A 26,689-nucleotide genomic window follows, 5' to 3' on the forward strand; every position below is an offset into this window, starting at 1 on the left:
ATTCATTCCTTTTCGTCCGTGGCCAGCCGCGAATGCGTCAGCGGGTCGCGCATCGCGCGGCCAGCATAGCGTTCGAACCAGCGGGGGTTGGCCTGCCGTATTGCAGTTGCGGATCGCACATCGGGCGAAAATCGCAGGAACACGAGGGCAGGCGGTCTCCAGTCCGTCCAGTGACTTTTCTGGTCCGCGGGCCGGACGAAGCGCCGAAGCCAACCCATCGCCTTTGCAGCATGGGTGCGGCCATTATAGCCCGGACGCGCGATAACCGCAATCGGCATCAGCCGCGCAATCCCCCGCCAGTCGCGCCATCGGGGCAATTGGGCCAGATTGTCAGCGCCCATGATCCAGATGAACTGCCGATTGGGGTAGCGTCGGACGAGTTTTTTCAGCGTGTCAACGGTGTAGCGGGTGCCCAATTCGGCCTCGATCGCGGTGGCGCGAATCGGCGACCGCCGCGCGGCGCGCCGGGCGGAGGCAAGGCGCGCGGAAAGTGGCGCCATGCCCTTGGCGGGCTTGAGCGGGTTGCCGGGCGAGACGAGCCACCAGAGTTCGTCGAGATCGAGCGCGGCGATGGCATCGAGGCTGATCGCCCGGTGCCCGCCGTGCGCAGGGTTGAAGCTGCCGCCGAGGAGGCCGGTGGGGATCATGGAACGGGCGGGGCAACGATGTCGGGCATGATATAGCAATATTGCTCCGGTTTGCCGACCCGTTGAGCTTTTATTCCAAAGGAACGCGAAACTTCGGCGAAGGCCTTGTCGTATGCGCGGTCGCGTCGAGCGGCAACCCGGGTTTCGCAGGCTGCCGAAAAGGGCGTGGCCGCGATGCAGGCATTGAACAGTATCAGTTCGGGTGTCGAGAAACTATCCGCGAGCGCCTTACTTTCAGCTATCTCTTCCGCTCTGCTCTCGGCCAGAAAACGATGAGAGGAAAGAATTTCCTCCAGCGAAGGCTGTCGCTTGTCGCGAAAGCTAGATTGTGCAGCTGGCGTATCACTTAAGCGAAACTTGCCGCCTTCGAGTTTGAAGCAACTGGGGTCGAAGACCATGGTCAATTGCATCGGCTTTCGCGAATTTATCGAAATTTTCGAATCTCTGATGGTTTGTACGAAACGATCAACCAAGTTATCGTGAGCCAACTCCGCACCCATTCCCTCGCTCGCGCGCAGCACAAGAATCGTATCGCGGACTACGAGCCAAGAAAAGGGCGTTACGGCGATCAGCAGAACAAGCGCCGCCAAGCGAACCCATCTCGCTTGGCGGCGGTGTTCACTGGTATTCAAGGCCGGACCTGTCCCGTCCCGCGCACCAGCCATTTGTAGGTGGTGAGCCCTTCGAGCGCGACCGGACCGCGCGCGTGGAGCCGCCCCGTCGCGATGCCGATCTCCGCCCCCAGCCCGAATTCGCCGCCGTCGGCGAATTGCGTCGAGGCGTTGTGCATGACGATCGCGCTGTCGACCTCGGACAGGAAACGCTCGGCGATGCCCGCATCCTCGGTGACGACCGCGTCGGTGTGCTTGCTCGAATGCGCGTCGATATGTGCGAGCGCACCCGCGAGGCCGTCGACCATGGCGACCGAGACGATCGCGTCGAGATATTCGCAGTCCCAGTCGTTCGCGCTGGCGGGCCCGACATGCGGGCTCAGCGCCGCGACCTCCTTGTCGCCGCGCACTTCGCAGCCTGCCGCGACCAGCGCATCGACGATGGCGAGCGGCGCGGGAAAGGCGCGGTCGATCAGGATCGTCTCGGTCGCGCCGCAGACGCCGGTGCGGCGCATCTTGGCGTTGACGGCAAGCGCCACCGCCTTGGCGGGATCGGCGGCGCCGTCGAGATAGAGATGGTTGATCCCGTCGAGATGCGCGAGCACGGGCACGCGCGCCTCGTCCTGCACCCGCGCGACCAGGCTCTTGCCGCCGCGCGGGATGATGATGTCAACCAGCCCCTGCGCGCGCAGCAGCGCGCCGACGGCGGCGCGGTCCTGCACCGGCACCAGTTGCACCGCATCGACGGGCAGGCCGCTTTCGGCGAGCCCCGCGGCGAGCGCGGCGTGGATCGCACGATTGCTGTTCACCGCCTCGCTGCCGCCGCGCAGGATCACGGCATTGCCCGACATCAGCCCCAGTGCCGCCGCGTCGGCGGTGACGTTCGGCCGGCTTTCATAGATGATGCCGACGACGCCGAGCGGGACGCGCACGCGGCTGAGCGCCATGCCATTGGGGCGGACGGCGCGGTCGATTTCCATGCCGACCGGATCGGGGAGCGCGGCGACCGCCTCGACCGCGTCGGCGATGCCGCCGAGCCGGGTGTCGTCGAGCCGCAGGCGGTCGAGCATCGCCGCCGACAGGCCCGCCGCCTTGGCCGCCGCCATGTCGCGCCGGTTCGCGTCGAGGATCGCGTCGGCGCGCAGGCGCAACTGGCCGGCCGCGGCCCGAAGCGCTGCCGCCTTTTCCGCGGTCGGCACCACCGCCAGCCGCTTCGCCGCGGCGCGCGCGCGCGCGCCCATGTCGGCGATCAGCGCATCGGGGTCGGGAACGGGGGACAGGGTGTGGGCTTTGGCGGTCATGCGCGCGCCCTATCATGCTTTGCGCGGCCGGTGAAAGTCCCCGTTGCACGCGCCGCGCGCGCTGCTACCTAGGCGTCATGACAGGGGACATCGAAGGGATCGGGGCGGCGGTGACCGCCGGGCTGGCGGCACGCGCGGTCGAACCGCGCCACGGCGGCCCGGATGGACATGCGGGTACGCGCTGCCTCAACTGCGGGACCAGCCTCGTCGGCTCGCATTGTCATCATTGCGGCCAGCGCGCCGATGTTCACCGTAGCTTCGGCGCGATCGGGCACGACCTCGTCCATGCGATCTTCCATTTCGAGGGCAAGATCTGGAACACGCTGCCGATGCTCGCCTGGCGCCCCGGTGACCTGACGCGCCGCTATATCCATGGCGAGCGGGCGAGCTTCATCTCACCGCTGGCGCTGTTCCTGTTCGCGGTGTTCCTGACCTATGCGGTGCTCGCGATGGTCGGCAGCGGCGGCGGGTTCGGCGAGGGGCTGGCCAAGGCGGCGGCGAACCAGACCGAGGCGAGCGCGATCCAGGCGCGCTTCCTCGCGGAAACGGCCGAGGTTAATGCCGAGCTTGCGAAAAAGGGCCTGACGCCGGAGCGAAAGCGGCAGCTCGAACAGGAGCTCGTCTCGCTGCGCAAGAGCGCCGAATATCTCGGCATCGCGAAGCCGATGACTGCGGAGGAGCGGGCAAAGGGTCCGCCGGTGCTCGAAGATCCGGGCGAGCAGATGATGACCAGCGTCGATTTCCTGTCGCGGACCAAGGTCGATACCGGGGTGCCCTTCATCGACCATGGTTTCGAAAAGGCGCGCGCGAACCCGTCGCTCGTCATGTACAAGCTGCAGGCGAATGCCTATAAATTCGCCTGGGCGCTGATCCCGCTGTCGCTGCCCTTCATGTGGCTGCTCTATCCGTTTAGCCGCCGCTTCCACACATACGACCATTTCGTCTTCGTCACTTACTCGATTTCGTTCATGCTGCTGCTGTTCGTCGTCGTGCGGCTGCTCAACCTGACGGTGCTGGGCGACGTCGCGACCGTCCTCGCGATCTTCTATGTGCCCTTCCACATGGTACGCCAGCTGCGCGGCGCCTATCGCTCGTCGCGCTTCGGGGCGCTCGTGCGCGGGACGATGCTGCTGTTCTTCAGCCTGTTCGCGGTGACCACCTTCATGCTGCTGCTGCTGGCGATGGGGGTGATGGGATAGGCGCGCCATATCGTCACAAAGACGGAGCAAGAAGCCGCCGGAAAATAGGGAGACTGCTATGCATCCGCTTTGGGGAGAGATCGACCGCCGCCTGCTGATCAAGCTCGGCACCGCCGGACTTGCGGCGCTGTCGCTGCCCGGCGCGGCGCGGGCGATGATGGCGCAGGGCTTCACCCACGGCGTCGCGAGCGGCGAGCCGGGACCCAATTCGGTGCTGCTGTGGACACGCTATGCCGCGCCCTCCGATGTCCGGCTGACCGTCGAGGTCGCCGACACCCCCGATTTCGCGCGCATCGTCGGCGGCGGCAGCGTCGATGCCGACGGCGCCAGCGATCACACCGCCAAGCTGATGGTTCGCGGGCTGGAGCCGGGCCGCTGGTATTTCTATCGCTTCGTCGCGCCCGACGGCACCAAATCGATCACCGGCCGCACCCGTACCCTGCCGCAGGGGCCGACGTCCGCCTTCAATCTCGCGCTCTTTTCCTGTTCGAACATGCCCTTCGGCTGGTTCAACGCCTATGGCCATGCCGCATCGCGCCAGGACATCGACCTGGTCGCCCATGTCGGCGATTATCTCTATGAATATGCCGCCGGCGATTACCCGTCGGCGAAACAGGCGCTGCCCGGCCGCGAGATCCAGCCGTCGCAGGAGATCGTCGCGCTCGCCGACTATCGGCTGCGCTATGCCGCCTATCGTGCCGACCCCGATCTGCAGCGGCTGCACCAGCTGTTCCCGATGATCGCGCAATGGGACGATCATGAATTCGCCAACGACGCCTGGAAGGGCGGGGCGGAAAATCACAACGACGGCGAAGGCAGCTGGACCGACCGTGTAGCAGCGGCCGAGCGCGCGCATGGCGAATGGATGCCGGTCGCCGACACGCGCTGGCGCGACTATCAGGTCGGCGACCTCGCGACGATCTTCCTCCCCGAAACGCGGGTGACCGCGCGCGACCGGCCGTTCGAGATCGACGAGATCGTCGCGGGCGGCGGCGACGCCGCGGCGAAGCTCAAGGCCTTTGCCGAGACCGCCTATCGCGACCCCGCGCGCCAGATGCTTGGCGGCGACCAGGAGAAATGGCTGTTCGGCGGCCTCGCCGCGTCGAAAAAGACGGGCACCCGCTGGCAGGTCTGCGCGCAGCAGATCGTCACCGGGACGCTGTTCACCCCGCCCGAATCGGCAAACTGGTTCGGCGCCAACCCGCCCGAGGTCGTGCGCCGCCGCGTCGCCGCGTCACAGCTCGCCGCCAAGGCCGGGCTGCCGCTCAACATGGATGCATGGGACGGTTATCCCGCGGCGCGCGACCGGCTGCTCGGCGCGGCGCAGACGGCCGACGCCGATCTGGTGATGCTCGCGGGCGATAGCCATAACGCCTGGGCGTTCGACCTGGCGCACGACGGCCGGCCTGTGGGGATCGAGGTCGGCGGTCACAGCGTCACCTCGCCGGGCTTCGAAAATTATACGCAGGGGATTTCGGAAGAGACGCGCGTCGCGGCGCTGCGCGGATCGTCGCCGCAGCTCAAATGGGCGAACACCCGCGATCGCGGCTATGTCTCGGTGGCGATGACCCCCGAAAAGGTCACCGCCCACTGGCACAGCCTCGAGTCGATCCGCGAAAAATCGCTCGCGCTGAAGGGCACGCACAGCATGACGGTGCGGCGCGGGAAAAGGATGTACGACGTGGTTTGACGCGTAGTTGATCCTCCCTGTCGCGAAGCGATGGGGAGGGGGACCGTCCGCGAAGCGGATGGTGGAGGGGCCGAAACGTCGCGCAATGGCCCCTCCGTCAGCGCTCCGCGCTGCCACCTCCCCATGGCTTCGCCACAGGGAGGATTATAAGGACCTTAGCCGTAAGGCGGCGCATCCTCGAACTCGCCGAACGACGGATAGTCGTTCGCGACGCTCGCGGTGAAATGGGGTTCGCGTTTTTCGAGGAAGCTCGTCACCCCTTCCGCGGCGTCGGGGCTGCGCCCGCGGGCGAAGATCACCCGGCTGTCCCAGCGGTGCGCGCTCATCGGGTGCGGTGCGCCGAGCATGCGCCACATCATGTGGCGCGTCAGCGCGACCGACACCGGCGCGCTGTCGCCGGTCAGTTCGCGTGCCTTGGCGATCGCGGCGTCGACGAGTTCGCCGGGGGCGTGGACCGACTGGACGAGGCCCTTTTCATGCGCCTCGGCGGCGGGGACCAGCCGCCCCGAATAGCACCAGTCGAGCGCGGTCTGGATGCCGACGAGGCGCGGCAGGAACCAGCTCGACGCCGCCTCGGGCACGATGCCGCGGCGCGCGAAGACGAAGCCGTAGCGCGCGGTGTCGCTGGCGAGGCGGGCGTCCATCGACAAGGTCATCGTCGCGCCGATGCCGACCGCGGCGCCGTTGATCGCGCCGAGCACCGGCTTCTTCGCCTCGAAGATGCGCATCGACACGCGGCCGCCGCCGTCGCGGATCAGCGGGTGCGACCAGTCGATCGTGCCGTCCTCGGCGACCGGGCTTGCCGATATGCCCTCGGGCAGCAGCGCCGCCTTGTCGGTGCGCTTGTCGTAGTCGAAGGTCGATCCGCCCGCGCCGAGGTCCGCCCCCGCGCAATAGGCGCGCTCGCCATGGCCGGTGAAGATCACCGCGCGCACCCCGTCGTCGGCGTCGCATTCGTCGAGCGCGGCGACGATTTCGGTCATCATCCGGGTCGTGAAGGCGTTCATCCGGTCGGGCCGGTACAGCGTCAGCAGCGCGATGCCCTCATGCTTGTCGAGGCGAATCTCTTCGAAACTCATGTCTCTCTCCTTGTCGTTGCGGCCATGGTCGCAAGGGATGCGAAGGAAGGCAAGCTCTAGTTTACGTAAGCGTAAAGGTGTAAATCCTCCCTCTCCCGTCGGGAGAAGGGGTGTCTTACGCCCGGGGATGACGCGCCCGACCTTTGCCGCTATAGGCGCCGGAACCGCCCCGGCGCCGCGCCTCGTATGAGTCGTATTCGCCGGGGCCAGCTATTTTGACGTCAAGGAAAGCATGTGCCCATGGCCCGTCGCCGCCAGATCTACGAAGGCAAAGCCAAGATCCTCTATGAGGGCCCCGAACCGGGCACGCTGATCCAGTATTTCAAGGATGACGCGACCGCGTTCAACGCCCAGAAAAAGGGCACGATCAGCGGCAAGGGCGTGCTCAACAACCGGATCAGTGAGCATGTCTTCACCCTGCTCGGCAACATCGGCGTCCCGCATCATTTCATCCGCCGCCTCAACATGCGCGAGCAGCTGATCCGCCAGGTCGAGATCGTCCCGATCGAGGTGATCGTGCGCAACGTCGCCGCCGGCACGCTGTCGAAGCGGCTCGGCATCGAGGAGGGAACGCAGCTTCCCCGCACGCTGATCGAATATTGCTACAAGGACGACGCGCTCGGCGATCCGCTGGTCGCCGAGGAGCATATCGCTTGTTTCAACTGGTGCAGCCAGGAAGAATTGCACGATATCCAGGACATGGCGATCCGCATCAACGACTTCATGTCGGGCATGTTCGCCGCGGTCGGCATCCGCCTGGTCGACTTCAAGCTCGAATTCGGGCGGCTCTATGACGGCGATTTCAGCCGCATCATCCTCGCCGACGAGATCAGCCCCGACGGCTGCCGCCTGTGGGACATGACCACCAACGAAAAACTCGACAAGGACCGCTTCCGCCGCGACCTCGGCGGCGAAGTCGAAGCCTATCAGGAAGTCGCGCGCCGCTTGGGCCTGCTGCCCGAAGGCGTCGACAATGCGGTGCTCGACCTCGAAAGCCACCGCAAGAAAAAGGGCAGCTGAGGCTGCCGCCGAAAGGCGCATCGGGGCATTTTACGGGCCTCGTCATTGCGAGGAGCCGAAGGCGACGCGGCAATCCAGAGTGGCGTAAACCGCCCTGGATTGCTTCGCTTCGCTCGCAATGACGCGTGTGTTTTGTCTGGCGTCGCCGCCTCAAATATTGATGCTCGTCGGGATCAGGCTCGGCTGCAGATAGGGATAGGGCGCCAGCCGCTGCGCGTTGCGCGCCGCGATCTCGGTCTCGACATCGGTGAGCGCGGCCTGGAACCAGGCGAGCGGGCCGGTCTTCGCAGTGACGCGCGGATCCTGGAACCACAAGGGATAGGGAAAGGCGTTGCTGCGATAGTCGCCGAGCGGGCGATAGTGCAGCGAACCCAGCAGTTCGAGCACGTTCAGTTGCTCGAGCGCCAGCCCCTTCGGCGGCATCATCGCCAGCCAGCCGGGCTTGTCCTGCCCGCGCTGGCCGGTCGGCGCCGGCTCCCAGCCCGCACCGGTGATCGCGGGGGCAAAGGTCATGATGTCCTTTTGCGGGAAATTGACCGCCGCATGCTGCGCGCTCGCGGTGAACATCACCATCGTACAGATTTGCGCGAGTTGGCCCCGCGTCGTCACCGGGCCGAAGCCCCTGATCTTGGCTTCGGTGGCAAGGCACGCCGCCCAGGCGGTGAGTTCGGTGTCGGCGATCACCGCCGCGTCGTTGGTATAATAAAGGTCGACATATTGGCGCGCCCATTCGTGGATCGTATTCCACACCAGCAGCGCGTCGTCGCGGTACGGATAGTCGGCGAGCGCCGAACTCACCCCGACGCCGCGCGCCGCTAGGTCGGCGGGCAGCATCTTGCCATAAAAGTCGAAGGCGAGCCGCGCATCGACCGCCGCGGCCTGGCTCGAGGTGATCGTGCCCGCGAAAATATGGTCGATCGGCCCGCCCGCCGCGATCAGCGAGGTCGCCGCGGCTTCGTTGATGAACAACGTCCCCTCATAATGCGGGACGAGGAGCGCCCAGATCGGATGGACCTCGGCGAGATGGCGGTGCGTCGCGACGGCAAAGGCCTCGATCACCAAATGCGTGCGCGCCAGATGCGCGAACAATTCGTGATAATTGCCGTCGGCGACCTGCACGACCAGCTTGGCCATTTCCCAGCCCCACAGTTTCTCGGGCGCGGGCGAGGGGGTGAAGATCGGGAAGTCGGCGGAATCCTGACCGCACTGGATCGCGACCGGGATTAGCGAGGCGCCGCCCGGCGGCACCGCGAACAGCGCGAGCGGTTGCCAGGCATATTTGGCCTCGCCGCGATAGGTGCCGGGGTCGAGCACCGCCAGGTCCTTGTAGTCGAGCAGGAACAGGCGGCCGTCGGCGAGCGCGCGGTCGAGCGTGTCGCCGTTCACCACCGCGGCATATTGCTTGGCGGTCAGCGGGAAATTCGCCGGCAGCGCATCGCCGACGGCGGCGATCAGCATATTGTTCGGCCCCTGCACGCGCAGCCGCGCGAAGCTGGCGTCGTTCTGGAAGTCATAGGCGACGCCCGGTACCGGCAGCGTCTGGAACAGCGCGCGATAGGCGTCGAGGCTGCGCGGCGCGCGGCTGCCGATGCCCGCGACCTCGTCGTCGCTGACCTTCATCAAGTCCTCGATGCGCGCCTTATAGCCTTCGAGGAGGGTCAGATGCGCGTCGCGTTCGATCGTCGCGACCGCGCTTTCAACATCGTCGACGATGCGTTCGAAGATATTACCGCCTTCATGCGCGCCATGCGCGGCGGTGATCTTGAGCGTCGAGGCCTCGATCGCGTCGCATTCGGCGAGCGCGGCGGCATAGTCGGGGTGCGGCCCGGTCAGTTCGCCGGCTTCGACCGCACCCAGCTTCACCGCGAGCGCGTTGCGCACGATCGCCAGGCCGATGGTGATCAGCTTGCCGAACCAGGCGATGGTCGGCACGTCGTTCTTGGGCACGTCGGTCGCCAGCGGCACGCCGGGCAGGGTGGGAACGTCGGTGGTCCATACATAGACCGCCTGCGTCGCGGTCAGTTGCGCCGCGCGGGCGGCGCGCTGCGCCGGGGTGTCGTTCTGTGGCAGCGTCGGATCGGCGGACGGCATTGGCGATGCCAGCGCGGGCGTGGGTGTGGTCAGTGACGCGACAGGATAGGACATGATGACGGACTCCCCCAAAGGATCGAAATTCGGATGGGAGCGGCTGTCGCAAAACATGGTTAATATTTTGCAAGTCCGACCGTCGTGCTAGACGCGTAGCCGGATGAAAAATGGGGATTCTATCCTTAACCGATGTTTTACTCCTGCGCTCTATCCCCATGGCCATGACGGGGGTCTATCACTGGCTGAGGGCGCGGGTTTTCCCGCCGGTTCCGGAATCGATCCGGGACGATGTCGCGTTGCTGCGCGCCAATCGCGTCGAGACCCTGACCCCGATGTTGTTCCTGACCCTCGCGGCGACGACGCCGACGGCGATCTACGCCGGGGTCGAAAGCGTCCACTGGATCGTTCGCCTCGGTTTTCCGATCACGCTCGCGGTCGTATGCCTGCTGGGATTTTTATACCTGCTCAAGGCGCGCGGCCGCCGCATGAGCCCGCGCCGTGCGCGGCGGGTGATCAAGGAAGCGACCTGGCTGTCGGGCACCATGGGGGCAATGTGCAGCATCTGGACGGTGACCAACTGGTTCGCCGCGCCGCCCGAGGCGCACAGCTATTATGCGATGATCATGGCGATGGGCTCGCTCGCGACCGCCTATTGCCTGTCGTCGATCCGCTTCACGACGATCGTCAACCTCGGCATCGGGCTCGTTCCGATCATGCTGCTCATGCTGACCTCCGGCAACCCGCCCGAAATCGCGGCAGGAACCAGCCTGTTCGTCGCGACCGCCTTTTTGCTGCGCATGATCTTTCAGCAGCACCGCCAGCTGATCGACCTGTTGCAACTGCAGCAACAGATGCGCGACCTCGCGCACACCGATCCGCTCACCGGCCTGTGGAACCGCCGCGAACTCGACGCGCGGCTCGACCAGGAAATTGCCGCGGCGGGGTCCGATACGCGTTTCGCGATCGCCTTGCTCGACCTCGACGGTTTCAAGCCGGTCAACGACCGCTACGGTCATGGTGTCGGCGACGCGCTGCTTTGCGAAGTCGCGGCGCGCCTGCGTCACGCGTGCGGCGACCATGCGATGGTCGCGCGGCAGGGCGGCGACGAATTCGCGATCCTCGTACCCGCGGGATCGCCGCTGCTCGACACCTCGCTGTCGGGCCATATGCTGTCGGCGCTGGCAGCGCCCTATCGCATCGACGGCGCCACGATCCGCGTCGGCGCCAGCATCGGGGTCGCAACCTGGCCCGAACAGGGCACCAGCGCGAAAAGGCTGTTCGATGTCGCCGACCGCGCCGTCTATGCGGCCAAGGCCGCCGATCGCGAGGCCATGTCGTCTGTCGAAAGCGTCGCGCGCGCCGGCTAGGCGGCGCTTGACCCGTCCGGGCGGCACGCCCAGACAGGCAGCATGACCTTCCGACCCCTGTTGCGCGCTTCAGCCGCGCTGTCGCCCATCGTCCTCGCTACCGCTCTCGCTTTCGCCGGCCCTGCGCCGTTGCTGGCGCGCGAACCCGTCGCCGCGCCGGCGCCCGCCGCGGCCACCACCAACCCGCAGGGCGATGCCGCGCGGGCGTGGAACTTCGCGGCCAGCGACGTGCCCGTCGACCCCAACATCGTCTTCGGGGTGCTGCCCAACGGGATGAAATATGCGCTGCTGAAGAACAGCACGCCCAAGGACAGCGTCTCGCTGCGCCTGCGCTTCGACGTCGGCAGCTTTGCCGAAGCCGACGATCAGCGCGGCCTCGCCCATTTCCTCGAACATATGGCGTTCAACGGCTCGACCAACGTGCCCGAGGGCGAGATGATCAAGCTGCTCGAACGCAAGGGGCTGGCGTTCGGCGCCGACACCAATGCCTCGACCGGCTTCGACCAGACCGTCTACCAACTCGACCTGCCCAACGCCTCCGACGACCTGATCGACACCGGCCTCATGCTGATGCGCGAGACCGCGAGCGAGCTCAAGATCGACCCCGCGGCGGTCGACCGCGAACGCGGCATCATCCTGTCCGAACGCCGCGCGCGCGACACCTATCAGCTGCGCAGCCTGATCGACCAGCTCGCCTTCCAGATGAAGGGCATGAGCGCGCCGAACCGCATTCCGGTCGGTACCGAGGAGGTGATCCGGGGCGCCCCCGCCGCGCGCATCCGCGACCTCTATGACCGCTATTACCGTCCCGAGCGCGCGACGTTGGTGATGGTCGGCGATTTCGATCCCGCGGCGATCGAGGCGAAGATCAAGGCGCGCTTTGCCGACTGGAAGGGCCGCGGCCCCGCCGGCGCCGATCCCGATATCGGCACGATTGATTATAGCCGAGCCTCGGCCGCCGACGATTTCGTCGACCCCGCGATCGCCGACGGGGTGACGATCACCGCGTTCAAGCCGTGGGTGAAACTGCCCGACACCAAAGCCAAGCGCGCCAAAGACCTGGCCGAGGGGATCGGCGAAGCGATCGTCTCGCGCCGTCTCGCGAAGCTCGCGCTCGCCGAGGATTCGCCGATCCTCAATGGTTATTTCGGCGATTCGAACGGCTGGGACGTGTTCGACCAGGTCACTATCGGCGCTACCGCGAAACAGGGTTCCTGGCGCGAGGCGCAGGCGCTGGTCGAACAGGAATGGCGCCGCGCCGCCCAGCATGGCTTCACCCAGGCCGAGGTCGACGAACAGCTCGCCAACCGTCGCACCGCGCTGAAAAATGCCGTCGCCGGGGTCGACACCCGGCGCAGCGAGAATCTCGCCGACGTGCTGGTCGAGGCGGCGAAGGGCGATTTCGTCGTTTCGCGGCCCGAGGTTTCACAGGCGCTGTTCGACGCTGCTGCCCCGTCGCTCGATGCCGCCGCGGTGAGCGCCGCCTTCCAGCAACGGCTCGCGGGCCTCGGCGCGCCGCTCGTCCGCGTGACGTCGAAGACCCCGGTCGAGGGCGGCACCGATGCGATCCTCGCCGCGCTCAAGTCGTCGCAGCAGGTGGCGGTCGCCGCGCCCGCCGCCGCGACGAGCGCCGCCTTCGCCTACACCGACTTCGGCACCCCCGGAAAGATCGTCAGCGACCAGCGGATCGAGGACCTCGGCATCCGCCGCATCCGTTTCGCCAACAATGTCATGCTCAACATCAAGACAACCGATTTCCAGAAGGACACGGTGTTCCTGTCGCTGCGCATCGACGGCGGCAGCCTGCTCGCGACGAAGGAGGACCCGACGCGCGTCGCGCTCGCGGGCTCGATCAGCATCGGCGGACTCGAGGCGCACAGCCGCGACGAACTCAGCACCATCCTCGCCGGTAAGACGGTGAGTTCGAGCGTCGGCAGCGCCACCGACAGCTTCGGCGGCAGCGCGCGCACCTCGCCCGAGGATTTCAAACTGCAGGCGCAGCTGATGGCCGCCTTCCTCACCCACCCGGGCTATCGCCCCGACGGTCTCGCGCTGATCCGCCGCTTCCTGCCGCAGCAATATGCCGCGAACGACGCGACCCCCGGCGCGGTGCTCGGCCGCGACGCCGGCGGCATCCTCGCCAACAACGATCCGCGTGCGGTCACCCCGCCGCTCGACACGATGCTGGCGCTCGACTGGGCCAGCCTCAAGCCCGCGATCGCCGACAGCATGGAGCATGGCGCGATCGAGATCGGGGTCGTCGGCGACATCGACGAAGCGGCGGCGATCGAGGCGATCGCGGCGACCTTCGGCGCGCTGCCCGAACGCCGCGCCGCCTTCGACCCGCGCCCCGCCGCGCGCATCCGCGAGTTCGCCAAGGACCGCAGCGAACGCACGCTGATCCACAAGGGCCCTGCTGAACAGGCCGAGCTGCGCGTCTATTGGTCCGCGCGCGACGACAGCGACCTCGCCGAGGCGATGCAGCTGCAACTGCTGTCGCGAGTGATGCAGCTCAAACTGACCGAGGAACTGCGCGAGAAGCTGGGCGAAAGCTACAGCCCCGGCGCGGGTGCCAGCCTGTCGGACGACTTCCCCGGCTATGGCCATCTCTTCGCGGCGAGCAATGTCGACTACAAGGACCTCGCGACCACCCGCGCCGCGATCTTCGCCATCGCTAAGGAATTGCGCGACACCCCGGTCGACGCCGACCTGCTCGATCGCGCGCGCAAACCGATGCTCGAGGCGATGACCAAGGCGCGGCGCGAGAACGGCTATTGGCTGCCATATGTCGCCGCCGCGACGACCAAGGAAGTCCGCCTCGACCGCAGCCGCAAGAGCATCGCCGATGTGGAAGCGGCTACGCCTGCCGAGTTGCAGGCGCTGGCAAAACGCTACCTTACCGATGACAAGGCGCTGGTGATCAAGGCGGTGAGCGATAAGGCGGGGAAGTGAGCTGGGAGCTAGGGATTCGCGGCGGCGCAATTCTGCTCGTCGCTGCGTTCACCGCGTTGCTCGCTGCGTGCGGCAAACCAAAGCTGGAGCCGCCGAAGATTGTGGATCGCCACGCCCATTGCGATCTTGCCACGGAAAAACCGGAGGCGATTACCGACGCGGTCGCCGCCGAGCCGGTGGCTCGTGCGCTTCGCGCTATGGCAGAGCGCTCAATGCCCAATTTGCCGCGCGATCAGACCGCTCGTTTCTGGGCGGTCAAGCTGCCCTGCAACGAGATGATCGTCGCATGGCTCTTCGGGCGCCATTTTTGCGGAACGGGCGGATGCAACCTGTTGGTGTGGGATGCATCCGGCGGGCGGCTGCGCGAGATCGGCGATGTGTCCATCAGCTGGGGGCCGGTCCGCCTGCTCGGCGAGCGTCACAATGGCCGGCCGGTGTTTGGATCGTGGACGCAGGGCGGCGGTATTCAGCCCGGTTATGAACGGGCGATGCGTTTCGACGGCAATGCCTATCCGAAATCGATGGGCAAGGAAGCCGACGTCAGAATGGCGGTCGACGTACCGAGCATACTCCTGATTGGGGAGTTCCGGAAACTGGATGAGGGATTGCCGCTGTACAGCGAGCAGGGAAATCCAGGTTGAGCCCCAGGGGCTAGCGGACCTAAACCCGCCCGGGCGCCCTCGCGCGCAGGAAATTCTCCAGCGCCACGAAGATCATCTCGCGCGCGTCGCTGCCCAGCATTTCGCCGGTCAGCATATCGAACCGCGCGCGGTCGCGGCGGCTCGCGACGCCGACCATCGCGGCGAGCAGGCTCTCGTCGAAGCTGACGCGCGGGCAGCAGGGCGGGGCGACCGCGAAAGGATCGGGCCAGCTGTGGCCGATCGCCTCGACCACCAGCCGAAAGCGCCGCGCCGCGAGGATATTGCCCCAGCGCCGCTCGAGCTCGGGCATCGGGTCGCGCTCGCTGCGGCGGCAGAGGATGCAGTAGCGCAGCGCTAGGACGGCCTGCGCGGCGTCGACGGGCAGGTCGCGAACCAGCGGTTGCTCGGTCAGTTGCCGGATCAGCAGGCTCGATTCCATGGCGCGTCCCTTTCCCGATCGGTCCGGTCGATTGGCGCAGGTCCCGGGCCGGATCCTTGAAAAAGCCGCCGGCCGCTGCAGGAGCAGCGACCGGCAGGAGGGGACTGCCCCACCTTGCTATTGAGAATTACTCGCAAGTACAAGCGAAAAAAGAGGCGCCCGCAGGCGCCTCGAAAAACCGGGGTTTTTGGTATCTCGTCGCCCCCGCGAAGGCGGGGGGCATTGTCGGCCTTCCCCAGCGTCGCTGCGTAAACCGGTCGCGGCCCCCGCCTTCGCGGGGGCGACGATTCGGATCAATCGTCGCCGACCGACTTCGATTGCAGCTGGATGTAATTTTCGATTCCCATGCGCTCGATCATCTCGAACTGCTTTTCGAGCTCGTCGACATGATGCTCTTCGCTTTCGAGGATGTCGGCGAACAGGTCGCGGCTGACATAGTCGCGCACGCTCTCGCTATGCGCGATGGCGTCCTTGAGCAGCGGGATCGCTTCCTCCTCGAGCGCGAGGTCGGCCTTGAGAATCTCTTCGACCGTCTCGCCGACGCGCAGGCGGCCGAGCATCTGGAAATTGGGCAGGCCGCCGAGGAACAGCACGCGATCGGCCAGCTTGTCGGCGTGCTTCATCTCGTCGATCGATTCCTCGCGCTCGAAATGCGCGAGCTTCGCGACGCCCCAATTGTCGAGCATGCGATAGTGCAGCCAGTACTGGTTGATCGCGGTCAGCTCGTTCTTCAGCGCCTCGTTGAGGAAATCGATGACCTTTTCGTCGCCCTTCATGTGTCGTCCTGTCTTTTTGTCCTGGGAATGGGATGGCGGCATTATACGCCCCCGGACCCCATCAGGCCAAGGTCAAAAATGGCAGAAAACCTAGAAAAATCAGGCGGTCGCGGCGACGTCGCTGATGATATTGCGAGCGAAAGGCAGGCATTGGCCGCACTTGGGTTTGCGACCCAGTTGCGCATAGGCGGCCTTGGCGCACCGCACTTCGCCATTCCGCACGACGTCGCGCAGCTGGCTTTCCTTTATTGCGTTGCAGACACAGACGACCATGTGCGAATCCTTCTCAACAAGACTCAGATAGGGATAGTGCGACGGACTCGCAACAGGAAAGTTGCGAGTGGTTCGCATTCCGAAAAGCGGCATTTTCTTGAGGTCCCGCCCTTGCCCGCCAAGTGATTCGCGGGCATAGGCGCGCCCATCTTCCTCGCCCTCCGCAGCAAAGGTCCGCCCCATGAAAGTCCAGGTCTATGTGACGCTGAAACCCGGGGTGCTCGATCCGCAGGGCAAGGCGATCCACCATGCGCTCGAAGGCTTGGGTTTCGCCGGGGTCGACGATGTCCGCGCCGGGCGCTTCATCGAACTCGAAGTCGCCGACAGCGTCAGCGATGCCGATCTCGACGCGATGTGCGCCAAGCTGCTCGCGAACACCGTGATCGAAAACTACCGCATCCAGCGCGCCTGAAGGGACCCAGAGCCATGAAGACCGCCGTCATCGTCTTTCCCGGCTCCAACTGCGATCGCGACATGGCGGTCGCGCTGCGGACCGTCACCGGCCGGGCGCCCGCGATGGTCTGGCACCGCGACACCGAATTGCCCGACGGCATCGACTTCATCGCGCTGCCCGGCGGCTTTTCCTATGGCGATTATCTGCGCTCGGGCGCGATGGCGGCGCGCTCGCCGATCCTTGCCGCAGTGACCGCCGCCGCGGCGCGCGGTGTGCCGGTGCTCGGCGTGTGCAACGGCTTCCAGGTGCTGACCGAGGCGCAGTTGCTCCCCGGCGCGCTGATGCGCAACGCGGGGCTCAACTTCGTCTGCCGTACCGTGCCGCTGACCGTCGCGAACAGCCAGTCTTTGTTCACCGCAGCGTACAAGGCCGATGAGGCGATCGACATTCCGGTCGCGCATCACGACGGCAATTATTTCGCCGACGAGGCCACGCTTGACTGGCTGGAAGGCGAGGGGCGCGTGGCGTTCCGCTACGCCGACAGCGTCAACGGTTCGGCGCGCAATATCGCGGGCGTGCTCAACGATGCGGGCAATGTGCTCGGCATGATGCCGCACCCCGAACGCGCGATCGACCGCGCGCACGGCGGTACCGACGGGCTACGCCTGTTCGAGGCCGCGCTCGGCGTTCTCGCCTGACGCCTCGGGCGCTGCGGCCTCGCGTCGCGGCCACCAGCGTTCGACCAGCGCCAGCGCCGTCGGCCAGAAGGCGGTGTTCCAGATATCGTGCCAATGGCCGGGTTCGGGGGCGAGCAGCCCGCGGATATATTCGCCCTGCACGTCGAGCCATTCGCCCGCCAGCGCGACCGCGACCACCGCGCCCCACGCCATCCATGCCGGGCGCCGCAGCCCGGCGCGGACGATCAGATAGACCCCCATGCCGGCATAGATGTGCAGCGCGTCCTTGCTCAGGCCGCTGCCGTCGATCAGCACCAGTTTGAACTGCTGGTAGAGGAAGGACGCTTCGGCGAACATCGGATCAGACCTTGGCCTTGAACGGGCTGAAATCGGTGCCCTCGTCGAAGATGTCGACCCCTTCGCGGCGCTTGAGCGCGCCGACGACCACGTAAGTCACCGGGGTCAGCACCGCTTCCCACGCGACCTTCATCGCCCAGTTGGTCACCATAACCAGCACCACCTGCTCGGTGGTCCAGATGCCGAGGAAGGCGACGGGGTAAAAGATCAGGCTGTCGACGCCCTGTCCGACGACGGTCGATCCGATCGTGCGCATCCACAGATGCTTGCCCTCGGTCGCGATCTTCATCCGCGCGAGCACGAAGCTGTTGACGAATTCGCCCGCCCAGAAGGCGACGATCGACGCGACGACCAGCCGCCAGGCGTTGCCGAAGGTGCTGACATAAGTGGCCTGGCACAATGCGCCGCTGCTCGCGCCGGCATCGCCCTTCACCGCCAGCGTCTCGGTTCCCTGGCACCACCAGTCGGCCGCCGGCGGCATCGCGAGCACGACCCAGCTCATCACTGCCATGAACACCAGCGCGGCAAAACCGGTCCAGATCACCCGCCGCGCGCGGGCATAGCCATAAACCTCGGTCAGCACGTCGCCGATGACGTAACCGAGCGGAAAGAACAGGATGCCGGCGCCGAATGTCAGCGGGCCGACCTCGGCCAGTTTTGACGCCCCGATGATGTTCGACAGCAGCAGGATCGCGACGAAGGCGGCCATCACCAGGTCGTAATAACGGAAATGCCGCACCGCGGCGGCATTGGTGCGGGCGGGCGCGTGTGCGGGTTGGGCGGTGTCGGTCATCGCCGTCTTGCTTATCCTGCTTTGCGCCCCGCGCAAACCGCGCTATTCGCGCGATCCACAGCCTCTGTGCATGCGCCCGTAGCTCAGCTGGATAGAGCACCCGCCTTCTAAGCGGGTGGTCGCAGGTTCGAATCCTGCCGGGCGCACCATATTTTCAATGGCCTAGCGCATATTTTTGGCATTGATGTGTCGCACGATGTGCCAACATTTTCCACGCATTTCTGCGCATTTCCTCGGTGTCACGGCGTGTCCCTGGATCACGGATGGAACATGATAGCCGTAGCCTCCACTGCCCAGCCTGACGACGAAATTGCGCGCGGACGGATTATAGAAACTCGATAGCCCCTCGTGATTGCTCTATCCGTTCGATGGTATCGCCAGCGCCCTCGAGTTGAAGGCAATCCGCGAAGCCGAGCAGGTTGCTTTCAAGGGCGTCGCTGTCGTCCGGCCGCGTTTGGCGCATAATCTCAGCTACGACCGGCGCTGACGCTCGATTGAGCGGGCCGGCGCGCCGCAGGGCTTCGGCGACCGTGTCGTCGGCGAGCGCATCGACTATGCCGAGATTGAGAGCCTCGTCGGCGTCGATGACGCGTCCTTCGAGCACGAACAGTCTCGTGCGGTGCGCGCCGATCAGACGCGCGAGCCGCTGCGGCCCACCGGCACCCGGCGGAATCCCCAGCCGCGTCTCGGGAAGGCCGATCGCGGTGACGCCGCGCTGCGCTATGCGCATCGTGCACGCGAGCGCGATTTCGAGGCCGCCACCCATGCAGGTTCCGTTGATCGCGGCGATCACCGGCTTTTCCGCAGCGTCGAGCAGTTTGCCGAGCCGGCTGAAGGGCGAGTCGAGAAAGGCGTTGCGGTCCGCACCCTGTTCGAGCGCCCTCGCGGCCCGGACGATCTGGCCGAGATTGGCGTGACGGATAAAAATGCCGTCGGCCGCCCCCGTTATTACGACCGCCCGAACCGCGCGGTCGGCGAGCAGCCGCGCGAGCGCGTCGCCGAGGAGCGCCGCGCCCCGGTTCGAGATCGTGCCGTCCCCGGCCGGCATGAAGCGAACGACGGCGGTGTCGCCCGCGATATCGACGGCGACCGCTTCGGTTCGGCCTTCTAGCGACATTGTTCGATCCGTTGCTGGACCAGCGGAATCTGGTCGTTCCCGAAATACATGAACTTCCTTTCGACGAAAAAGGTCGGCGAGCCGAAGGCCCCGCGGTCGATGGCGTCCTGCGTGTTGTCGCGCAGCCGCGCCCTGATTTCGGCGGTCTGCGCCTGCTCGGCGAGCTGCTCGCTGTCGAGGTCCGCGGCCCTGGCGATGGCGATCAGCACCGCGGGATCGTCGATATTCTGCTGATCGGCAAAATAGGCGTCGAACGCCCCTTCGGCGAAGCGGAGCAGCGCCGCCTGATCCCCCTCGATCGCGCAGCAGAAACGCATCGCGTGCACCGACTTGACCGGGTGATGCGGCGACGGGAAATTCATCGCGACCCCGGCGAGCTTGGCCCATTCCCTGAGCCATACATAGGTCAGGCGGACCTTGGGATTGTCCGGGCTCTGTCGCCCGGCATAGACGCTGTCGTTGACCGCGTTGAATACTCCACCGACCAGAAAGGGACGCCAGACGACATCGACATCCTTGTCGGCCGACCATAGCCGAAAGTTGTGGACCGCGATCCGCGTCCAGGGCGAGGACAGGTCGAAGAAGATTTCCACCTGCGGTGTCATGCCCGATCGTCCCTGATGCCGAACAGCAGTTTGCGGGTTTCGGCGTCGTCCTGCGGGCGGCGGTTTATCTGCTTGCGGCCGACGTCCATGCCGCGGCGCAGTCCCGGCCGCTGTTTCACCACATCATACCATCGCCGCAGGTGTACGAAGGCGGCGAGGTCGACCTCCTGTGCCTTGTAAGTCTGTATCCAGGGGAAGCAGGCCATGTCGGCGATCGTATAATCCGCGCCCGCCACATGGGCGCTCTGGGCCAGTTGGCGGTCGAGGACGCCATAAAGGCGCAACGTCTCGTTCCGGTAGCGGTCGGTGGCATAGGCGATGCGCTCGGGAGCATAGAGCTTGAAATGGCCGTGCTGGCCGAGCATCGGCCCGAGTCCGCCGACCTGCCAGAACAGCCATTCGAGCACCGCCTTGCGACCGCGCACATCGGCCGGGAGGAAGCGCCCCGTCTTTTCCGCCAGATAGACGAGGATCGCGCCCGTCTCGAAAATCGAGATCGGTTCGCCGCCATCCGCCGGTGCGTGATCGACGATCGCCGGGATGCGGTTGTTCGGGCTGATCGCGAGGAATTCGGGTTTGAACTGGTCGCCCTTGCCGATGTTGACCCACCGGACCTCATAGGGAAGTCCGCATTCCTCGAGCATGACCGAGATTTTCCAGCCGTTCGGCGTCGGCGCGGTGAACAATTCGATCATGCCGGAACCTCCGCTGGTGCCGGCTCGACGAGGCCGGCGGCGTGCAGCAGCGCGATACAGTCGCGCTCGACGGGCTTTTCGGACACCGTCTTGGGAATCGCGGGCAGGAACTGCCAGATCTCGGGGATCTCGCTGCGCTGCAAATGATCGGCCGCCCACTGCCGGACGCCGTCCAGTGCGTCGCCGGTATCGAGGACGACCGCGGCGACCAATGTCCGCTCGCCGGCGACATTGGCCGCAGTCTCGACGCCATAGACATAGACGTCGCGCACCGCCCGGTGCTGCGCAAGCACGGTTTCGACCAGCGTCGCATTGACGAAGTCGCCGTTGCGGCGAATGCCGCCGCCGGCGCGGTGCAGGAAATAAAACCAGCCCTCGGCGTCGGCATAGGCCATGTCGCCCGAGCGGAACCAGCCCCCGGTCACCTTCTCGGCGCTCGCCTTTTCGTTGCGACAATAGGTCACGGCCTCGGACCCGCCATCGGCCTTGCGGAAGCAGAGATGCCCCGGGACCATCGGCGCGCAGACCTGGTCGTCGTCGTCGAGGATCGCGGCAACCAGCGTCGGCGGCGGTTTGCCCATTGAACCGCGCGGCCCATCGCCCATGCGGTTGATCAGCGTCCCGCCATTCTCGGTGCTGCCATAGACTTCGGTGATCGTGACCCCGAAGCGCGTCTCATACGCCTCCCACAATTTTGCGGGCATGCCCGACGCGATCACCAGCCGCACGGGATTGTCGCGGTCGTCGCTCTTGGGCGGCACCGCGAAGACTTCGGGGATCATTCCGCCGAGCAGGGTAAAGACCGTGCAACGATAGGCCCGGCAGACATCCCATAGCCGGCTCTTGGTGAACTGCCGGCTGAAGACGACCGGCAACTCCATCGCCAGGCCCGCTGCAAGGGTCGAATGGGCATTGGTGTGGCAGAGCGGCAGGCCCGTGTAGAGCGTATCGCCATCGTCGACCCCCAGCGCGCGCAGCCCCTTCATGCCGCGCATATATTACGCGTGGGTCCGCACGACCGCCTTGGGGTTGCCCGTCGTGCCGGAGGTGAACATCAGATACATCGGCGAGGTCGGGTCGGGGATCACGGGCACCAGCCCAACGGCGTCGCCGGGGAGGTCGGCGGCGTAATCGGCCGCAGGGAAATTCCGCGGCGCTGAGGCCGTGTCGACCACCAGCACCGGGGGTCGTGACCCAAGCTGTTCCGCGACGGTGTCGAGTGCGGGCAGCGCGGCCGCTTCCGCGATGATCGCGGTCGCCGCGACATGGTTGATCATATAAGCGAGCTTTTCGCCCATGCTCCGGGTGTCGAGCGGGACGAAGATCGAACCGGTCAATGCCGCCGCCACCATCGCTTCCACGAACTGCGGGCGGTTCTTGAGCATCAGGACTACGCTGTCGCCGGGGTCGACGCCCCGTTGCTGAAGCCAGAGCGCCAGCCGGGCGCCGCGGTCCCACAGTTCGGCGAAATTGCGCCGCTCGTCGGACAGGCTGCCATCGGGCTCGACATGGACGAAGGTCAGCGCCGGAAAGTCGGGTTTTGCGGCCGCCTTTTGCGCGATCAGTCGGGCGATATCGTTGGCGCGGTTGCTCATTCGATCCTCATCCTGCGGCTTGATTTCCGTGTTCGGCGCGTTGCCGATAATCTTCGACCAGCTTCTTCTTGAACAATTTACCCGTCGGCTCGCGCGGCAATGCGTCGATGAAATCGACCTGCTTCGGCGCCTTGAGGCCGCCGAGCCGGTCGCGGGCGAATCGTCGGATATCCTCGGCAAGTTCGTCCGAGGCCATGACGCCCGCGATCAATTCCGCAACCGCGACGACGCGCTCGCCAAAGTCGGGATCGGGCGCACCGAACACCGCGACATCGGCGATGGCGGGATGTTCGCCGAGCGCATTCTCGATCTCCTGCGGATAGATGTTCACGCCGCCCGAAATGATCGTGAAATTCTTGCGGTCGGTCAGGAACAGATAGCCGTCGGCGTCGAGATAGCCAATGTCGCCGAGCGTCGACCAGCCCTGGTCGTTAAAGGCGCTGCGCGTCTTGGCGGGGTCGTTGTGATATTCGAAATTCTGTCCCCCAGCAAAATAGACGTCGCCGATCACGCCTGCGGGACGCGTTGCACCGTCGTCGTCGCAGATTCTCACTTCGCCGACGAAAGCGCGGCCGACCGAACCGGGCCGCTGCCGCCATTCCTCGGGGCCGATCATCGTCAGCCCGTTATTCTCTGTCCCGCCATAATATTCGTGGACGATCGGGCCCCACCAGTCGAGCATGCGCTGCTTGACCGGCACCGGGCAAGGGGCGGCGGCGTGCAGTGCGACGGTCAGGCTCGATAGATCATGGGCGGCTCGCACCGTGTCGGGCAGCTGGAGCAGTCGTGAGAAATGGGTCGGCACCCATTGCGCGACGGTCACGCGGTGTCGCTCGATCGAGGCAAGCGCGGCCTCGGCGTCGAACTTCTCCATCACGACGACCGTCCCGCCCAGCCGTTGCACCAGCATCGACCAGCGCAGCGGCCCCGCATGATAGAGCGGTGCCGGCGACAGATAGACGCTGTCGGCGCCCATGCCGAAGCGGGTTTGCGCGACACCGAGCAGGGGCGACGGGCGAGCGATCGGCAGATCAGGCACGAACGGCTGTTTGACGCCCTTGGGCCGGCCGGTTGTGCCCGACGAATAGAGCATGTCCGAACCGGCCATTTCATCGGCGATCGGCGTCGCGGGCCAGGTGCCGATCAGTTCGCCGAGCGGTCGCTGCTCGCCCTGCGGCGCGTCGACATACAGCACCGGACCATCGAAGGTCGCGGCATCGATGACGGCCTGCGTCGCCTGCGAGCCGATGACCAGCTTCGCGCCGCTGTCGCGGAATATGTAGCCAAGGTCGTCACCCGACAGACGATAGGACAGGCAGGCGAAATAGACGCCCGCGCGCTGGGCGGCCCACGCCGATATGAACAGCCAGGGCGAATTCTCGAGGACGATCGCGATGGTGTCGCCAGGCATGACGTCCTGCGCGCGGAGGAAATGGGCCAGCTGGTTCGAACGCGCGTCGAGTTTGCCATAGGTCAGCGCTTCGCCGGTCTCCGCCATGATGCAGGCGGGCTTTCCGGGGTGCGTGGCGGCGTGGATCGAAGGATGCATCGCGCGGGTCTCAGGCGCCGATTGTCGAGCGGATCAGTTTGCGCACGGCATCGCCATAGGGTGGCCGCAAGGTGAGCAGCGGGCCGAGATCGCGCTTGATCTGGTGATAGACCGCCTTGCGGTGGCTGAATTCGAGAAAGCCGTCGCGGCCGTGATAGGCGCCCATGCCCGACGGTCCGATGCCGCCGAACGGCAGGTTTTCCTGCGCGCAGTGCATGATGACGTCGTTGACGCAAATGCCGCCCGAGGTTGTTTGTGTTTGCAGCACGTTGAGCTCTTGGGTGTCGCTGCCGAAATAATAGAGGGCGAGCGGCCGGTCGGCGGCATTTACCTGTTCGACGACGGTGTCGAGGGCGCGATAGGTCATCACCGGCAACAGCGGGCCGAAAATCTCCTCCTGCATCACCGCCATGTCGGGGGTCGCATCGAGGATGAGCGTCGGTGCGAGCTTGCGGTGCTCCTGCTGGTCGAGCGCTTCGTTTGCCGGGTTGATTTTGACGATCCTTGCCCCCTTTGCGGCGGCGTCGGCGAGATAGGATTGCAGCCGGCCGAGGTGCCGGTCGGAGATGATCGCCGTATAATCTTCATTGTCGCGGATCGTGGGCAGCATCTGCGCCGTCGCCGCGGTGGCGGCCGCGACGAAGGCGTCGCGCTGTTCTTCGGGCACATAGACATGGTCGGGGGCGAGGCAGATCTGGCCGGCGTTCAGCACCTTGCCCGCCATGATACGCGCCGCCGCGGTCGGCATGTCGACGCCCTTGCCGATGACGACGGGGCTTTTCCCTCCCAGTTCGAGCGTGACGGGGACCAGATTGTCGGCGGCGGCGCGCAGCACATGTGCCGCGACCGATCCTGCGCCGGTAAAGATCAAATGATCGAAAGGAAGCGCGGCAAAGGACGCCCCGACATCGGGTCCGCCGGTCACCACCGCGAGTTCGCTCGCGTCGAAGCGTTGCTCGATCAGTGTCTGCATCAGGTCGGCGGTGCGCGGCGTATATTCGGACGGCTTGACGATCGCCCGGTTGCCGGCGGCCAACACCGACGCAAGCGGCGAAAAGACCAGACCGACCGGGAAGTTCCAGGGACTGACGACACCGACGACGCCTTTCGGCTGGAACAGGATCCGCGCCTTGGCGCCGAGCAGGCCGAGCAGCCAGGGATCGACTTGTCGCTTCTCCGGCTTCATCCAGCCGCGCAGATGCTTGCGGGCATGCTGGAGCGCACCGACCGGCGTCATGATATCGGTGAGCGCAGAGGCGTAAGGCGAGCGATTGCCGAAATCGTCGCTCATCGCCTGCTCGAAGGCCGACGAATTTTCCTTGAGCAGTGCGATGCAGCGATCGATCCGATCGATGCGCAAGGCCGCATCGGGCGGACCGTCGGCCAGCTGGGCGCGGCGCTGCCGCTGGAGAAGGGCGAGCATGTCGGTCATGGGGTTTCCTGCCGGATAGGATCAGGCCGCGACAGCGGCGCGGGATGTGTAGCGGACCGGCAGGCTTTTCAGCCCACCCACGAAATTGGTCTGGATCCAGCGCGGATCGCCGTCGAGTTCGAGCCCGTCGATGCGCGCGAACAGCTCCTCGAAGAATATCCGCATCTCCATCCGGGCGAGATGCTGGCCGAGGCAGACATGTGGACCATAGCCGAACGCCAGATGCCGGTGCGGCGGCCGCCCGATGTCGAAGCGGTAAGGCTCGTCGAACACCTCTTCGTCGCGATTGGCCGAGGGGTAGCACATCATCATCGCCTGGCCGGCGCCGATCGCCTGGCCGCGCAGCTCATAATCCTCGGTCGGCGTGCGGAAGAAATGGGTGACCGGCGAGACCCAGCGGATCATTTCGTCGACCGCCGACGGCAGGAGCGACATGTCGCCCCGCAGCCGGTCGAACTGCTCGGGATTCTGGAGCAGCGCGAGTGTGCCGCCCGCGATCGAGGCGCTGGTGGTATCGTGACCGGCGGTCGCGGCGAGGATGAAATAGGACAGCGCTTCCTTCTCGCCGATCTCCGCCTGCGCGAGCAGGGTGGCGAGGTCGTCGGCGGGCGCCGTGCGGCGCGATTCGAGCAGCGCGCGGAAATAATCGAAAAACCCCTGCACCGTGGAAATGACGTCGATCTTCTCGGTCTTGATTTCGGGGTCGTCGGGACCGAACAGCTGCTGCGTCATCTTGAGCATCAGGGCTTCGTCCTCGGCCGGGACGCCGATGATCCGCATGATGACGCGCAGCGGATACCAGCTGGCGACCGCGCGCATGAAATCGCAGCGCCCGTCGCCGTCGAGGGTGCGGTCGAACAGGTCGCGCGCATAGCCGCGCAGTTCCTCGTCGAGTATCTTGATCCGCCCCGGGGCGAACCAGGCCTGGGTCAGCTTGCGATGCAGCCGATGCTCGTCGCCGTCCATGTTGGGCAGCTGGTTCAACAGGAAGGGGCGCCCGCCCGTCACCTTGCGGATCTGCTCGTCGACCGCCGTCTTGCGCAGCATCACGCGCGGGCCGTTGACGAAGATGTCCATCGCCCGCTCCACCTGCATCACATCGGCGTGCCTGGTCACGATCCAGAAAGGCGCATAGTCGTCGGGCTCGACCCAGAAAACCGGGGCTTCGGCGCGCAAGCGGCGCAGCAGCGCGTGATAGGCGGCGGGGTCGGAATGAAAGCGCGGATCGACGAGCAGATTGCCGACGGCTTTTGCCTCCAGGGCCGTCGAGGCGAGGTTGCAGGCGTCATCCAGATCACCAGCGGGGTGTTCGCGCGCCATATCCATTTCAATCTCCCATACGGGTCTGAAGCCCATGATGTTGTCATATGACACTAATAGTCCTATGTCAAA

25 protein-coding genes, 1 tRNA gene and 1 pseudogene are annotated in these 26,689 nt (G+C 65.8%); 9 read left to right on the forward strand and 18 right to left on the reverse strand.

Features of this window, described 5'->3' with window-relative positions:
• Positions 1 to 2: 2 nt before the first annotated feature.
• From EEB18_RS14505 to EEB18_RS14515, 3 genes are read right to left on the reverse strand one after another with little or no spacing between them, the layout of a single operon-like run.
• Positions 3 to 647, reverse strand: coding sequence for a nicotinate-nucleotide adenylyltransferase (locus EEB18_RS14505; RefSeq protein WP_187140650.1), 645 nt, complete (start codon positions 645 to 647; stop codon positions 3 to 5).
• Positions 644 to 1,279 carry a hypothetical protein gene (locus EEB18_RS14510; protein WP_187140580.1) on the reverse strand — a complete coding sequence of 212 codons (636 nt, stop codon included), beginning with the start codon at positions 1,277 to 1,279 and terminating at the stop codon, positions 644 to 646. The genes EEB18_RS14505 and EEB18_RS14510 overlap by 4 nt, the downstream gene beginning before the upstream one ends.
• A complete protein-coding gene (locus tag EEB18_RS14515; protein ID WP_187140581.1) occupies positions 1,276 to 2,559 on the reverse strand; it encodes a glutamate-5-semialdehyde dehydrogenase in 1,284 nt (427 codons plus the stop codon). The genes EEB18_RS14510 and EEB18_RS14515 overlap by 4 nt, the downstream gene beginning before the upstream one ends.
• Before the next feature lie 77 nt (positions 2,560 to 2,636).
• Here EEB18_RS14515 and EEB18_RS14520 point away from each other — a divergent pair, with 77 nt between their 5' ends.
• Positions 2,637 to 3,758 carry a DUF3667 domain-containing protein gene (locus EEB18_RS14520; protein ID WP_187140582.1) on the forward strand — a complete coding sequence of 374 codons (1,122 nt, stop codon included), beginning with the start codon at positions 2,637 to 2,639 and terminating at the stop codon, positions 3,756 to 3,758.
• A 58-nt stretch (positions 3,759 to 3,816) separates the two neighbouring features.
• A complete protein-coding gene (locus EEB18_RS14525; RefSeq protein WP_187140583.1) occupies positions 3,817 to 5,448 on the forward strand; it encodes an alkaline phosphatase D family protein in 1,632 nt (543 codons plus the stop codon).
• Positions 5,449 to 5,603: 155 nt separating this feature from the next.
• Here EEB18_RS14525 and EEB18_RS14530 read toward each other — a convergent pair whose 3' ends face one another.
• Positions 5,604 to 6,527, reverse strand: a complete 924-nt coding sequence (locus EEB18_RS14530) for a crotonase/enoyl-CoA hydratase family protein (RefSeq protein ID WP_187140584.1) — start codon at positions 6,525 to 6,527, stop codon at positions 5,604 to 5,606.
• 240 nt (positions 6,528 to 6,767) lie between these two features.
• Between EEB18_RS14530 and purC the strand changes: the two genes are divergently transcribed.
• A complete protein-coding gene (gene purC, locus EEB18_RS14535) occupies positions 6,768 to 7,547 on the forward strand; it encodes a phosphoribosylaminoimidazolesuccinocarboxamide synthase (protein WP_056345994.1) in 780 nt (259 codons plus the stop codon).
• A gap of 150 nt (positions 7,548 to 7,697) precedes the next feature.
• On the opposite strand, the gene EEB18_RS14540 is transcribed toward purC, so the two are convergent.
• Positions 7,698 to 9,692 carry a lipoxygenase family protein gene (locus EEB18_RS14540; RefSeq protein WP_187140585.1) on the reverse strand — a complete coding sequence of 665 codons (1,995 nt, stop codon included), beginning with the start codon at positions 9,690 to 9,692 and terminating at the stop codon, positions 7,698 to 7,700.
• Between the two features lie 164 nt (positions 9,693 to 9,856).
• Between EEB18_RS14540 and EEB18_RS14545 the strand changes: the two genes are divergently transcribed.
• From EEB18_RS14545 to EEB18_RS14555, 3 genes are read left to right on the forward strand one after another with little or no spacing between them, the layout of a single operon-like run.
• Positions 9,857 to 11,002: a GGDEF domain-containing protein gene (locus EEB18_RS14545; RefSeq protein ID WP_262407936.1), complete on the forward strand. Its 1,146-nt coding sequence runs from the start codon at positions 9,857 to 9,859 to the stop codon at positions 11,000 to 11,002.
• Positions 11,003 to 11,044: 42 nt separating this feature from the next.
• Entirely contained in the window at positions 11,045 to 13,954 is a 2,910-nt protein-coding gene (locus tag EEB18_RS14550; protein ID WP_187140586.1) for a M16 family metallopeptidase, read from the forward strand.
• Positions 13,951 to 14,595 (forward strand): hypothetical protein, encoded by a 645-nt coding sequence (locus tag EEB18_RS14555; protein WP_187140587.1) that lies wholly within the window; start codon positions 13,951 to 13,953, stop codon positions 14,593 to 14,595. Before EEB18_RS14550 ends, EEB18_RS14555 begins: the two co-directional genes overlap by 4 nt.
• A gap of 19 nt (positions 14,596 to 14,614) precedes the next feature.
• On the opposite strand, the gene EEB18_RS14560 is transcribed toward EEB18_RS14555, so the two are convergent.
• The 3 genes from EEB18_RS14560 to EEB18_RS14570 all read right to left on the reverse strand — a co-directional run bounded on the left by EEB18_RS14560 (position 14,615) and on the right by EEB18_RS14570 (position 16,083).
• Positions 14,615 to 15,034 (reverse strand): addiction module antidote protein, encoded by a 420-nt coding sequence (locus tag EEB18_RS14560; protein ID WP_187140588.1) that lies wholly within the window; start codon positions 15,032 to 15,034, stop codon positions 14,615 to 14,617.
• A gap of 293 nt (positions 15,035 to 15,327) precedes the next feature.
• Positions 15,328 to 15,810: a bacterioferritin gene (bfr, locus tag EEB18_RS14565; protein WP_056346002.1), complete on the reverse strand. Its 483-nt coding sequence runs from the start codon at positions 15,808 to 15,810 to the stop codon at positions 15,328 to 15,330.
• Positions 15,811 to 15,909: 99 nt separating this feature from the next.
• Entirely contained in the window at positions 15,910 to 16,083 is a 174-nt protein-coding gene (locus EEB18_RS14570; RefSeq protein WP_056346003.1) for a bacterioferritin-associated ferredoxin, read from the reverse strand.
• Positions 16,084 to 16,264: 181 nt separating this feature from the next.
• Here EEB18_RS14570 and purS point away from each other — a divergent pair, with 181 nt between their 5' ends.
• Positions 16,265 to 16,495 (forward strand): phosphoribosylformylglycinamidine synthase subunit PurS, encoded by a 231-nt coding sequence (gene purS / locus EEB18_RS14575; protein WP_056346005.1) that lies wholly within the window; start codon positions 16,265 to 16,267, stop codon positions 16,493 to 16,495.
• Positions 16,496 to 16,509: 14 nt separating this feature from the next.
• Positions 16,510 to 17,175 carry a phosphoribosylformylglycinamidine synthase subunit PurQ gene (gene purQ, locus EEB18_RS14580; RefSeq protein ID WP_187140589.1) on the forward strand — a complete coding sequence of 222 codons (666 nt, stop codon included), beginning with the start codon at positions 16,510 to 16,512 and terminating at the stop codon, positions 17,173 to 17,175.
• Here purQ and EEB18_RS14585 read toward each other — a convergent pair.
• Entirely contained in the window at positions 17,137 to 17,511 is a 375-nt protein-coding gene (locus tag EEB18_RS14585) for a hypothetical protein (protein ID WP_187140590.1), read from the reverse strand. The two genes, purQ and EEB18_RS14585, sit on opposite strands and share 39 nt — an antisense overlap.
• 4 nt (positions 17,512 to 17,515) lie before the next feature.
• A complete protein-coding gene (locus tag EEB18_RS14590; RefSeq protein ID WP_187140591.1) occupies positions 17,516 to 18,304 on the reverse strand; it encodes a queuosine precursor transporter in 789 nt (262 codons plus the stop codon).
• Positions 18,305 to 18,376: 72 nt separating this feature from the next.
• Between EEB18_RS14590 and EEB18_RS14595 the strand changes: the two genes are divergently transcribed.
• Positions 18,377 to 18,453 (forward strand) — tRNA-Arg (locus EEB18_RS14595).
• Between the two features lie 176 nt (positions 18,454 to 18,629).
• Here EEB18_RS14595 and EEB18_RS14600 read toward each other — a convergent pair.
• From EEB18_RS14600 to EEB18_RS14635, 8 genes and pseudogenes are all read right to left on the reverse strand, one after another.
• Entirely contained in the window at positions 18,630 to 19,352 is a 723-nt protein-coding gene (locus EEB18_RS14600; RefSeq protein ID WP_187140592.1) for an enoyl-CoA hydratase/isomerase family protein, read from the reverse strand.
• Between the two features lie 59 nt (positions 19,353 to 19,411).
• Positions 19,412 to 20,026: a 2-hydroxychromene-2-carboxylate isomerase gene (locus EEB18_RS14605; RefSeq protein WP_187140593.1), complete on the reverse strand. Its 615-nt coding sequence runs from the start codon at positions 20,024 to 20,026 to the stop codon at positions 19,412 to 19,414.
• A complete protein-coding gene (locus tag EEB18_RS14610; RefSeq protein ID WP_187140594.1) occupies positions 20,023 to 20,721 on the reverse strand; it encodes a glutathione S-transferase N-terminal domain-containing protein in 699 nt (232 codons plus the stop codon). Before EEB18_RS14610 ends, EEB18_RS14605 begins: the two co-directional genes overlap by 4 nt.
• Positions 20,718 to 21,236, reverse strand: a complete 519-nt coding sequence (locus tag EEB18_RS22840) for an AMP-binding enzyme (protein ID WP_410468135.1) — start codon at positions 21,234 to 21,236, stop codon at positions 20,718 to 20,720. Before EEB18_RS22840 ends, EEB18_RS14610 begins: the two co-directional genes overlap by 4 nt.
• Positions 21,219 to 22,316: pseudogene (locus tag EEB18_RS22755) on the reverse strand (AMP-binding protein); the annotation flags it as partial. The gene EEB18_RS22840 and the pseudogene EEB18_RS22755, both read right to left, overlap by 18 nt.
• A 7-nt stretch (positions 22,317 to 22,323) precedes the next feature.
• Positions 22,324 to 23,865 (reverse strand): acyl-CoA synthetase, encoded by a 1,542-nt coding sequence (locus EEB18_RS14625; RefSeq protein WP_187140597.1) that lies wholly within the window; start codon positions 23,863 to 23,865, stop codon positions 22,324 to 22,326.
• Positions 23,866 to 23,875: 10 nt separating this feature from the next.
• Positions 23,876 to 25,297: a coniferyl aldehyde dehydrogenase gene (locus EEB18_RS14630; protein WP_187140598.1), complete on the reverse strand. Its 1,422-nt coding sequence runs from the start codon at positions 25,295 to 25,297 to the stop codon at positions 23,876 to 23,878.
• A gap of 21 nt (positions 25,298 to 25,318) precedes the next feature.
• Positions 25,319 to 26,617: a cytochrome P450 gene (locus tag EEB18_RS14635; protein ID WP_222943103.1), complete on the reverse strand. Its 1,299-nt coding sequence runs from the start codon at positions 26,615 to 26,617 to the stop codon at positions 25,319 to 25,321.
• Positions 26,618 to 26,689: the final 72 nt, after the last annotated feature.

The organism is Sphingopyxis sp. OPL5, assembly GCF_003797775.2.
Taxonomy (GTDB): Bacteria; Pseudomonadota; Alphaproteobacteria; order Sphingomonadales; family Sphingomonadaceae; genus Sphingopyxis.

What these genes read in the sequence shown, in the direction of transcription:
- EEB18_RS14625 (WP_187140597.1), bottom strand. Translation starts at nt 23,865, where the DNA reads ATGCATCCTTCGATCCACGCCGCCACGCACCCCGGAAAGCCCGCCTGC.
- EEB18_RS14520 (WP_187140582.1), top strand. Translation starts at nt 2,637, where the DNA reads ATGACAGGGGACATCGAAGGGATCGGGGCGGCGGTGACCGCCGGGCTG.
- EEB18_RS22840 (WP_410468135.1), bottom strand. Translation starts at nt 21,236, where the DNA reads ATGGTCCCGGGGCATCTCTGCTTCCGCAAGGCCGATGGCGGGTCCGAG.
- EEB18_RS14550 (WP_187140586.1), top strand. Translation starts at nt 11,045, where the DNA reads ATGACCTTCCGACCCCTGTTGCGCGCTTCAGCCGCGCTGTCGCCCATC.
- purS (WP_056346005.1), top strand. Translation starts at nt 16,265, where the DNA reads ATGAAAGTCCAGGTCTATGTGACGCTGAAACCCGGGGTGCTCGATCCG.
- EEB18_RS14635 (WP_222943103.1), bottom strand. Translation starts at nt 26,617, where the DNA reads ATGGCGCGCGAACACCCCGCTGGTGATCTGGATGACGCCTGCAACCTC.
- EEB18_RS14600 (WP_187140592.1), bottom strand. Translation starts at nt 19,352, where the DNA reads ATGCCGGCCGGGGACGGCACGATCTCGAACCGGGGCGCGGCGCTCCTC.
- EEB18_RS14590 (WP_187140591.1), bottom strand. Translation starts at nt 18,304, where the DNA reads ATGACCGACACCGCCCAACCCGCACACGCGCCCGCCCGCACCAATGCC.
- EEB18_RS14585 (WP_187140590.1), bottom strand. Translation starts at nt 17,511, where the DNA reads ATGTTCGCCGAAGCGTCCTTCCTCTACCAGCAGTTCAAACTGGTGCTG.
- EEB18_RS14545 (WP_262407936.1), top strand. Translation starts at nt 9,857, where the DNA reads ATGACGGGGGTCTATCACTGGCTGAGGGCGCGGGTTTTCCCGCCGGTT.
- purC (WP_056345994.1), top strand. Translation starts at nt 6,768, where the DNA reads ATGGCCCGTCGCCGCCAGATCTACGAAGGCAAAGCCAAGATCCTCTAT.
- purQ (WP_187140589.1), top strand. Translation starts at nt 16,510, where the DNA reads ATGAAGACCGCCGTCATCGTCTTTCCCGGCTCCAACTGCGATCGCGAC.
- EEB18_RS14540 (WP_187140585.1), bottom strand. Translation starts at nt 9,692, where the DNA reads ATGTCCTATCCTGTCGCGTCACTGACCACACCCACGCCCGCGCTGGCA.
- EEB18_RS14515 (WP_187140581.1), bottom strand. Translation starts at nt 2,559, where the DNA reads ATGACCGCCAAAGCCCACACCCTGTCCCCCGTTCCCGACCCCGATGCG.
- bfr (WP_056346002.1), bottom strand. Translation starts at nt 15,810, where the DNA reads ATGAAGGGCGACGAAAAGGTCATCGATTTCCTCAACGAGGCGCTGAAG.
- EEB18_RS14505 (WP_187140650.1), bottom strand. Translation starts at nt 647, where the DNA reads ATGATCCCCACCGGCCTCCTCGGCGGCAGCTTCAACCCTGCGCACGGC.
- EEB18_RS14605 (WP_187140593.1), bottom strand. Translation starts at nt 20,026, where the DNA reads ATGACACCGCAGGTGGAAATCTTCTTCGACCTGTCCTCGCCCTGGACG.
- EEB18_RS14570 (WP_056346003.1), bottom strand. Translation starts at nt 16,083, where the DNA reads ATGGTCGTCTGTGTCTGCAACGCAATAAAGGAAAGCCAGCTGCGCGAC.
- EEB18_RS14530 (WP_187140584.1), bottom strand. Translation starts at nt 6,527, where the DNA reads ATGAGTTTCGAAGAGATTCGCCTCGACAAGCATGAGGGCATCGCGCTG.
- EEB18_RS14560 (WP_187140588.1), bottom strand. Translation starts at nt 15,034, where the DNA reads ATGGAATCGAGCCTGCTGATCCGGCAACTGACCGAGCAACCGCTGGTT.
- EEB18_RS14525 (WP_187140583.1), top strand. Translation starts at nt 3,817, where the DNA reads ATGCATCCGCTTTGGGGAGAGATCGACCGCCGCCTGCTGATCAAGCTC.
- EEB18_RS14610 (WP_187140594.1), bottom strand. Translation starts at nt 20,721, where the DNA reads ATGATCGAATTGTTCACCGCGCCGACGCCGAACGGCTGGAAAATCTCG.
- EEB18_RS14630 (WP_187140598.1), bottom strand. Translation starts at nt 25,297, where the DNA reads ATGACCGACATGCTCGCCCTTCTCCAGCGGCAGCGCCGCGCCCAGCTG.